Source organism: Streptomyces sp. NPDC059398, from assembly GCF_042751845.1.
In the GTDB taxonomy this organism is placed as follows: Bacteria; Actinomycetota; Actinomycetes; order Streptomycetales; family Streptomycetaceae; genus Streptomyces.
Window position 1 is genome coordinate 1 of sequence record NZ_JBHYWP010000131.1, and the last position, 8,750, is coordinate 8,750.

Annotated in this window: 5 protein-coding genes; 3 read left to right on the forward strand and 2 right to left on the reverse strand. The window is 71.0% G+C overall.

The genetic code is table 11. The features are described from left to right. Positions 1-97 precede the first annotated feature (97 nt). Positions 98-1,369 carry an extracellular solute-binding protein gene (locus tag ACFXBC_RS31970; RefSeq protein ID WP_385032491.1) on the reverse strand — a complete coding sequence of 424 codons (1,272 nt, stop codon included), beginning with the start codon at positions 1,367-1,369 and terminating at the stop codon, positions 98-100. Between the two features lie 291 nt (positions 1,370-1,660). Between ACFXBC_RS31970 and ACFXBC_RS31975 the strand changes: the two genes are divergently transcribed. The 3 genes from ACFXBC_RS31975 (at position 1,661) to ACFXBC_RS31985 (ending at position 5,356) form a co-directional block, all read left to right on the forward strand. Then, complete coding sequence (locus ACFXBC_RS31975) at positions 1,661-3,265, forward strand: alpha-amylase family glycosyl hydrolase (RefSeq protein WP_385032494.1); 1,605 nt, start codon at positions 1,661-1,663, stop codon at positions 3,263-3,265. 25 nt (positions 3,266-3,290) lie between these two features. Then, positions 3,291-4,352, forward strand: coding sequence for a LacI family DNA-binding transcriptional regulator (locus ACFXBC_RS31980; protein ID WP_385032497.1), 1,062 nt, complete (start codon positions 3,291-3,293; stop codon positions 4,350-4,352). Positions 4,353-4,420: 68 nt separating this feature from the next. Next, complete coding sequence (locus ACFXBC_RS31985) at positions 4,421-5,356, forward strand: phosphatase PAP2 family protein (RefSeq protein ID WP_385032500.1); 936 nt, start codon at positions 4,421-4,423, stop codon at positions 5,354-5,356. A 223-nt stretch (positions 5,357-5,579) separates the two neighbouring features. Here ACFXBC_RS31985 and ACFXBC_RS31990 read toward each other — a convergent pair whose 3' ends face one another. Then, entirely contained in the window at positions 5,580-8,576 is a 2,997-nt protein-coding gene (locus ACFXBC_RS31990; protein WP_385032502.1) for a bifunctional [glutamine synthetase] adenylyltransferase/[glutamine synthetase]-adenylyl-L-tyrosine phosphorylase, read from the reverse strand. Positions 8,577-8,750 lie beyond the last annotated feature (174 nt).

An 8,750-nucleotide genomic window follows, 5' to 3' on the forward strand; every position in this document is an offset into this window, starting at 1 on the left:
GCCCGCACTCCTTCTCACTTCACTTCGTGGGGGGGGGGGCGGGCGGCGCGGCGCGCGCGGCTGCGGGGCGGCGCCGGCCCCCCCCGCGCCCGGGCGATCACTTGGTGAAGTCGGGGACCAGCTTGGCCATGGCCTCGTTCAGGGCCTTGACCCCGTCCTGGAGCGATTCCTTGCCGTCGGCGACCTTGGGCAGTTCGGTGTCCATCGGACCCCAGAGCGAGCTGTACTCGGGGAGTTCGGGCCGCGGCTGCGAGGCGCTGAGCACCTTCTGGAACCCGGCGATCCCGGGGTCGGCGGTGACCTCGGAGGTGTAGGCGTCGGAGCGGGTCGGCAGCGTGGAGTTCTTGAGCGCGATCTGTTCCTGGCTCTTCGCCGAGGTCATGAACTGCAGGAACTTCAGCGAGGCGGCCTGGTGCGCCTTGTCGGAGCCCGCGTAGACGGCGAGGTTGTGGCCGCCGGTCGGGGCGCCCGCCTTGCCGGTGGAACCGGCCGGGACGGTGGCGATGCCGAGGTTCTTCTTGTCCTTGAAGGCCGAGCCCTTGTAGAAGTTCGTGATCTCCCAGGGGCCCTGGATGATCGAGGCGACCTTGCCGTTGACGAACGCGTCCTGCTGGTGGGCGTAGGCGTCGGCCGTGGTGTCCGGCTTGTGCAGACCGGGGCCGCTGAAGAGGCCCTTCCAGGTCTCCAGGCCCTTGACCGCGGGGGCGCCGGCGATGGTGACCTTCTTGTGGGCGAGGTCGACGGTGTCGGTGCCCTCGCCGTACAGGAAGGGCTGCGCGTAGTACCCGGCGGTGCTGGCCCAGTAGCCGTCGACCTTCGCCTTCGACTTGACCGCGGCCGCGTCGCTCTTCAGCTCACCCCAGGTGGTGGGGGCCTTGGTGATGCCGGCCTTGGCGAAGAGCGCCTTGTTGTAGACGAAGGCGAGGGTGTCCGTGACCAGCGGGACGCCGTAGGTCTTGCCGTCGAACTGTGCCTGCTTCAGCAGGTTGGGCTCGAAGTGCGCCTTGTCCTTGAGGGCTTCGGTGCCGTCCAGCGGGAGGAAGTAGCCCTTCTTGGCGAAGGCGGGGGTCCAGCCGACCTCGGAGCGCAGCACGTCCGGGGCGCCCTTGGCCCCGGCGGCGGTGTCGAACTTGTTCTGGGCCTGGTCGAAGGGGACGTTGACGTAGGTGACCTTGATGCCCTTGTTCGCCGCTTCGAACTCCTTGACCAGCGCCCGGTAGGTCGGGGCCTCGTTCGTGGCGTTCGAGGTGTCCCACCAGGTGATGGTGGTGGGACCGTCCGCCTTGCCGCTACCGCTGTCGCCGCCGCAAGCCGTCGCCGCGAGCGCCAGGGCCGCAACCACGGCGGTGGCCGCTATGCCACGTCGCATGTGAACTCCTTCGAGGGGTGCCGCTCCATCACGGCTCCGGGTCGAGGAGGAACGTAACAAGGATGAAAGAAGACCGAAAGAGCTTGCGAAGTTTTTCTGCAAGGAACCGGTTTCGTTACCTCCATGTGTCCGCACGGTTGCCGTGAAGGCCCTTGCCAAACAGGGCATGAGGGCTTCTGAAGCGGGGCGGGAGAGGCTGCGGCGGCCTTCGCAAGTCCTTGCAAGGCTGTTACTTTCGGAGGGCACCGGCGTTGTCCCGTACGTTGCAGGACTTCCGAAAGGGATCACCCCATGACGCAGCAGCTCACCGGCGCGGCCACCCCGTCCGGGGCCCGTACCCGATGGTGGCGGGACGCCGTCATCTACCAGGTGTACGTACGGTCCTTCGCGGACAGCGACGGTGACGGCATCGGCGATCTGCGGGGCATCGAGGAGCGGCTGCCGTATCTCGCGGAGCTGGGCGCCGACGCGGTCTGGCTCACCCCCTTCTACGCGTCGCCGCAGGCGGACGGCGGGTACGACGTCGCCGACTACCGGGTCGTGGACCCGCTGTTCGGGACACTGGCCGACGCCGAGTCGCTGCTGCACACCGCGCACCGCATCGGACTGCGGGTCATCGTGGACGTGGTGCCGAACCACACGTCGGACCGCCATGTGTGGTTCAGGGACGCGCTGGCCGGCGGCCCGGCCCGGGACCGCTACCACTTCAGGCCCGGACGCGGCGCCGACGGTGAACTCCCGCCCAACGACTGGCAGTCGGTGTTCGGCGGCCCCGCCTGGACCCGGGTGTCCGACGGCTCCTGGTACCTCCATCTCTTCGCCCCCGAGCAGCCCGACCTCAACTGGGAGAACGCGGAGGTGCGTACGGAGTTCGAGGCGATCCTGCGGTTCTGGCTGGAGCTCGGCGGGCGCGGCGTGGACGGATTCCGTGTCGATGTGGCGCACGGCATGGTCAAGGCCGCCGGGCTGCCCGACATCGGCACCGCCGAGCAGGTACGGATGATCGGCTCCCAGACGCTCCCCTTCTTCGACCAGGACGGTGTGCACGAGATCCACCGCGCCTGGCGGAAGCTGCTCGACTCCTATCCGGGCGAGCGGGTCGGCGTCGCGGAGGCGTGGGCCCCGTCCGCCGGGCGCCTCGCCCTGTACGTACGCCCGGACGAACTGCACCAGGCCTTCAACTTCCAGTTCCTGCGCTGCCCCTGGGACGCGGCGGCGATGCGCACAGTGGTGGACGAGTCGCTGGCCGCGACCGCATCGGTGGGGGCGCCCACCACCTGGGTCCTCTCCAACCACGACGTCGTACGCCATGTGACGCGGTACGGCGGCGGCACCACCGGGCTGCGCCGGGCCCGCGCCGCCGCGCTGCTGATGCTGGCGCTGCCCGGCTCCGTATACCTGTACCAGGGCGAGGAGTTGGGGCTGCCCGAGGTCACCGACCTCCCCGACGAGCTGCGCGAGGACCCGTCGTTCTTCCGCGGCGCGGGACAGGACGGGCTGCGGGACGGCTGCCGGGTGCCGATCCCCTGGACCGCCGAAGGGCCCTCGTACGGCTTCGGGCCAGGACCGGGGTGGCTGCCGCAGCCGGAGGGCTGGGGGGCGCGTTCCGTCGGGGCGCAGACCGGGGACCCGGACTCGACGCTGGAGCTGTACCGGACGGCGCTCGCGCTCCGGCGCCGGCTGGACGGACTGGGTGACGGTCCGATGAGCTGGCTCGAAGGCCCCCCTGGGGTACTCGTCTTCGGCCGGCCCGGCTTCGTCTGCACCGTCAACACCCTGCCGGGCGCGGTCGAACTGCGCGTACCGGGCCGTCCGCTGCTCTCGTCGGCCGCCCCGGACATCTCCGGTGAATCGGTGCGCATTCCCGGTGATTCCTGCACCTGGTGGGCAATCTGACACGCGCCCGGTACAGTCCCTTCCCATGACCGCACGGCTTGCCGACATCGCAACCCAGGCGGGGGGCAGCGAAGCGACGGTCAGCCGGGTCCTCAACGGCAAGCCGGGGGTAGCGGCGGCCACCCGCGAGTCCGTACTCGCCGCACTCGACGTACTCGGCTACGAACGTCCGGTGCGGCTGCGGCAGCGCAGCGCCGGTCTGGTCGGCCTGATCACGCCGGAGCTGGAGAACCCGATCTTCCCGGCGCTGGCCCAGGTCATCGGGCAGGCCCTGACCCGGCAGGGGTATACGCCGGTGCTCGCCACCCAGACCCCCGGCGGCTCCACCGAGGACGAGCTGACCGAGATGCTGGTGGAGCGCGGGGTGGCGGGCATCATCTTCGTCTCCGGGCTGCACGCGGACACCACGGCCGATATGCGCCGCTACGAACGGCTGCGCGCCCAGGGCGTGCCGTACGTCCTGGTCAACGGCTTCTCGCCGAAGGTGCAGGCGCCCTTCATCTCGCCCGACGACCGGGCCGCGATGCGGCTGGCCGTCACGCACCTCGCCTCCCTCGGCCACACCCGGATCGGGCTGGCGCTCGGGCCGAAGCGCTTCGTACCCGTGCTGCGCAAGACGGAGGGCTTCCAGGCCGAGATGCGGGCCAGGTTCGGGCTCTCGGAGACCGAGAGCGAGAAGCTGATCCAGCACTCGCTGTACACGCTGGAAGGCGGACAGGCAGCAGCGTCCGAGCTGATCTCAGCGGGCTGCACGGCGGTGGTCTGCGCCAGCGACATGATGGCACTCGGTGCTATCAGGGCCGCCCGGCAGCTGGGATTCGAGGTGCCGCGCGACATCTCGGTCGTCGGCTTCGACGACTCCCCGCTCATAGCGTTCACCGACCCTCCGATGACCACCATTCGACAGCCGGTGACCGCCATGGGCCAGGCCGCGGTCCGCACTCTGCTCGAAGAGGTCGGCGGTACCCCCGCACCGCACAGCGAATTCGTCTTTATGACCGAGCTGGTAGTCCGTGGTTCCACCGCCTCCGGGCCGGGATCCGCCGCAGGCCCGGAATCACGGGGCGAAGGCGTCAACACGGCGTAGCAGGTGCGGGCGCGTCCCTCCCGAGGGATGATCTGGGGGAAGCCGAGTTTCTGGCAGACTCTTCCCCTATGGGTGAAACGACCGTGAAGACACTGGACGGCCAACAGGCCACCGCGTCAACCGTCGTGGCCAAGAAGCCCCACACCTCCGTCATCGGGCGTCTGCGTGCGCCCCGCCGCCCCCGCATCTGGTTCGAAGTACTGCTGATCGCGGTGAGTTACTGGGGTTACTCCCTGATCCGCAACGCGGTTCCGGAGCAGAAGGCGGAGGCGCTGCGCAACGCCACCTGGATCTGGCACGCCGAGCACCTTCTGGGCATCTCGGTCGAGCAGCACATCAACCACGCCGTGAATGCGGTGACATGGCTGATCATCGCGATGAACTACTACTACGCGACGCTGCACTTCATCATGACCATCGGCGTCCTGGTCTGGTTGTTCCACTTCCATCCCGGGCGCTATGCGGCGGCCCGGCTGGCGCTCTTCGCGACCACCGCGGTGGCCCTCGCCGGCTACTACCTGTTCCCGCTCGCGCCGCCGCGCCTGATGAACCACAGCCACTTCATCGACACGGTGCTGGTGCACCACACCTGGGGTTCGATGGCCTCGGGCAACCTCAAGAACATGTCGAACCAGTACGCGGCGATGCCCTCGATGCACATCGGCTGGTCGCTCTGGTGCGGCTTGATCATCTTCGCGCTGGCCCGCGCCCCGTGGGTGCGGATCCTGGGCCTGCTGTACCCCGCCCTGACCCTGCTGGTCATCGTCTCGACGGCCAACCACTTCTGGCTGGACGCGGTGGGCGGCGTCCTCTGCCTGGCCTTCGGCACGGGCCTCTCGTACGCCTGGTACGGAGCCCTGCCGCACCGCCTCCCCCGGGTCCCGGAAAAGGTCAGATCGGGCGGCACCTTCACCCAGGGCATCCACGGCACCCTGAAGCCGGTCCCGGCGAGGTCGGTCAGGGCGAGGTCGGTCCGGGCCAAGTCGGTCCCGTCGGAGCACTGAGGCTGCGTTCAAGCCCGTCCGGGGACTGAGGCCCGAAAATCAAGCCCGTCCTGGGATTGAGGACCGGGGCCGGTACAAGCCCGTCCGGGGACTGAAGCCCAAAATCAAGCCCGTCCTGGGGGCACCTCCCGGCGGTAGCCGGGGGAGATTGAGGACCGGGGTCCGGGGCGGAGCCCCGAGCACACGACCCGCACCACCCCACAGCCAGCGGCACCACCCACCCCTACCCCCCGTAGAACCGCTCCTCCATCACCCCGCGCGCCCGCCTCGTAGCCCGCCGGTAGTCATCCAGCATGTCCCCGACATGCCCCGTCTCGTACCCCAGGTACCGCGCCACCGCGGCCAGCTCCCGCCCGTCCGTGGGGAACGTGTCCCCCGCCCTCCCCCGCACCAGCATCACCGCGTTGCGCACCCGCGACGCCAGCACCCACGCCTCGTCCAGGGTCTGCGCGTCCTCGGTGGTGATCAGCTCCGCGGCGTGCGCGGCGGCCAGCGCGGTCCTGGTGCGGGTGGTCCGCAGCCCCGGCACCTCCCAGCCGTGCTGCAACTGCATCAGCTGCACGGTCCACTCCACGTCGCTCAGCCCGCCCCGGCCCAGCTTGGCGTGGAGCGTCGGGTCGGCGCCGCGCGGCATCCGCTCGGACTCCATCCGGGCCTTGAGGCGGCGGATCTCGCGTACGGCGTCCTCACCGATCCCCTCGACGGGGTAGCGCAGCGGGTCGACGAGTTCGATGAACCCGCGGCCCAGCTCGGCGTCGCCGGCCATCGGCTCGGCGCGCAGCAGCGCCTGGCTCTCCCAGACGCCGGACCAGCGCCGGTAGTACGCGGCGTACGACGCCAGGGTCCGCACCAGCGGGCCGCTCTTGCCCTCCGGGCGCAGATCGGCGTCGATCAGCAGCGGCGGATCCGCGGTCGGCAGCTGGAGGAGCCTGCGCATCTCGGTGACGACGGCGTTGGCGGCGCGGGCCGCCTCCTGGTCGTCCACACCCTCCCGGGGCGCGTGTACGAAGAGGACGTCGGCGTCCGAGCCGTAACTCAGCTCGTGGCCGCCGAAGCGGCCCATGCCGATGACCGCGAACCGGGTGGGCAGGGTGTCGCCCCACCGCGCCCGTACGGCGGCCCGCAGCGCGCCCGCGATGGTGGCGGCGTTCAGATCGGTGACCGCGTTGCCGACCCGGTCGACCAGCGCCCCGGGGTCGGACTCGGCCGGGTTCTCCTCGGTGCCGTACGAGCCGATGAGGTCGGCCGCCGCCGTACGGAACAGCTCACGGCGGCGCACTCCGCGCGCGGAGGCGACGGCGCCCTCGGGGGTCTCGGCCCGGCCGACGGCCGACAGGACCTCCTGCTCCAGGGTCTCCCGGGGCCGCGGCGCGAGCCCGCCGCTCGCGCCGAGCAGCGCGACCGCCTCCGGGGCCCGCAGCAGCAGGTCGGGAGCGAGCCGGCCGGCCGACAGGACCCGGGCGAGATTCTCGGCGGCCGCCCCCTCGTCCCGCAGCAGCCGCAGATACCAGGGGGTCTTGCCCAGCGCGTCGGAGACCTTGCGGAAGCCGAGCAGTCCGGCGTCCGGGTCGGCGGAGTCCGCGAACCAGCCGAGCAGGACGGGCAGCAGGGTGCGCTGGATGGCGGCCTTCCTGGAGACCCCGGAGGAGAGCGCCTCCAGATGCCGCAGGGCGCCGACCGGGTCCGCGTAACCGAGCGCTTCGAGGCGCTGGCCCGCCGCCCTGGGGCTGAGCCGGTTCTCGCCGGGCGCCAGCTGCGCGACGGCGTCCAGGAGCGGCCGGTAGAAGAGCTTCTCGTGCAACCGCCTGACGACCGTGGCGTGCCGCTTCCACGCCCTGGTGAGTTCCGCGACGGGTTCGGCGCGCAGCCCGAGCGAGCGCCCGAGCCTGCGCAGATCCGCCGGATCGTCGGGCACCAGGTGGGTGCGCCGGAGGCGGTACAGCTGGATCCGGTGCTCCATGGTGCGCAGGAAGCGGTACGCCTCGTCCAGCTGCGCCGCGTCGGTCCTGCCGACATAGCCGCCGTTGGCCAGCGCCTCCAGCGCCTCCAGGGTGTTCCCGCTGCGCAGGGTCGCGTCGTTGCGGCCGTGTACGAGCTGGAGGAGCTGGACGGCGAACTCCACGTCCCGCAGCCCTCCGGGCCCCAGTTTCAGCTCGCGCTCGACGAGGTCCGGGGGGATGTTGTCGATCACCCTGCGGCGCATCTTCTGCGCGTCGGCGACGAAGTTCTCCCGCTCGGACGCCTGCCACACCAGGGGTCCGACCGCTTCGGTGTACTCGGCGCCGAGCGCCGCGTCACCGGCGACGGCGCGGGCCTTCAGCAGCGCCTGGAACTCCCAGGTCTTGGCCCAGCGGTCGTAGTAGGCGAGATGGCTGGAGAGCGTACGGACCAGTGGTCCGTTGCGCCCCTCGGGCCGCAGATTCGCGTCGACGGGCCAGATGGTGCCCTCGATGTTGGTGTCGGAGCAGATCCGCATCAGATGCGCGGCGAGCCGGGTGGCGGCCTGCATCGCCCCGGTCTCGTCGGCGTCCTCCCCGGTGTCCGTGGGCTCGGCGACGAAGATGACGTCCACATCGGAGACGTAGTTGAGCTCGTGGCCGCCGCACTTGCCCATCGCGACGACGGCGAGGCGGCAGAGCGCGGCGTCCTCGGGGGCCTCGGCGGACGCGAGGGTGAGGGCGGCGCGCAGGGTGGCGGTGGCGAGGTCGGCCAGTTCGGCCGCGGCCTGCCTGACGTCGGTCGTACCGCAGACGTCCCGGGCGGCGATGGCCAGCAGACACCGCCGGTAGGCGATCCGCAGCTCCACCGCGTCGGTCGCGCCGGCGAGCCCCTGCTCGAACTCGGGCACGCCGGGGTGCAGGTCGGCCGTCTCGTACGTGACAAGGGCGTGCCAGTCGTGCGGGTGCCGGGCCAGATGGTCGCCGAGCGCCTCGGACGCGCCGAGCACGCCGAGCAGCCGGTCGCGCAGCGGCTTGGCCGCGATCAGCGTGTCGAGGAGTGTCTGCCGCTCGTCGGGCTGCTGCGCCTCGGCCATGCGCACCAGACCGAGCAGTGCGAGATCCGGGTCGGCGGTGGCACCGAGGGCGTCGAGGAGGACGGGGTCGTTGCGTACGGCGGCCAGCTCGGGGGCGTCGAGCAGCCGCTCGGCCGCCGCGGGGTCGGTGAAACCGTGCCGGAGCAGCCGGGTGAACGTACTGCCTCTGCGTCCCGGCACGCTCATGCTGCCGCCTCTCGTCCTGTGGCACCCGGCTGCCCGGAACACCGGTTGATCGAAGTCCGGTTCCGATAGGATGCTCAGCGGGCTGCTTGGTCGCGTCAGCCTCGCTCTGCTAATGGGGCAGCCGGGGGCGCGGGGGGGCACGCGGCCGCGGCCGATGTGCTGGGCAGGCTGGAG

Bases quoted from the DNA above. Each gene is read 5' to 3' on its own strand.
- ACFXBC_RS31990 (WP_385032502.1), bottom strand. From the start codon at position 8,576: ATGAGCGTGCCGGGACGCAGAGGCAGTACGTTCACCCGGCTGCTCCGG.
- ACFXBC_RS31975 (WP_385032494.1), top strand. From the start codon at position 1,661: ATGACGCAGCAGCTCACCGGCGCGGCCACCCCGTCCGGGGCCCGTACC.
- ACFXBC_RS31985 (WP_385032500.1), top strand. From the start codon at position 4,421: ATGGGTGAAACGACCGTGAAGACACTGGACGGCCAACAGGCCACCGCG.
- ACFXBC_RS31970 (WP_385032491.1), bottom strand. From the start codon at position 1,369: ATGCGACGTGGCATAGCGGCCACCGCCGTGGTTGCGGCCCTGGCGCTC.
- ACFXBC_RS31980 (WP_385032497.1), top strand. From the start codon at position 3,291: ATGACCGCACGGCTTGCCGACATCGCAACCCAGGCGGGGGGCAGCGAA.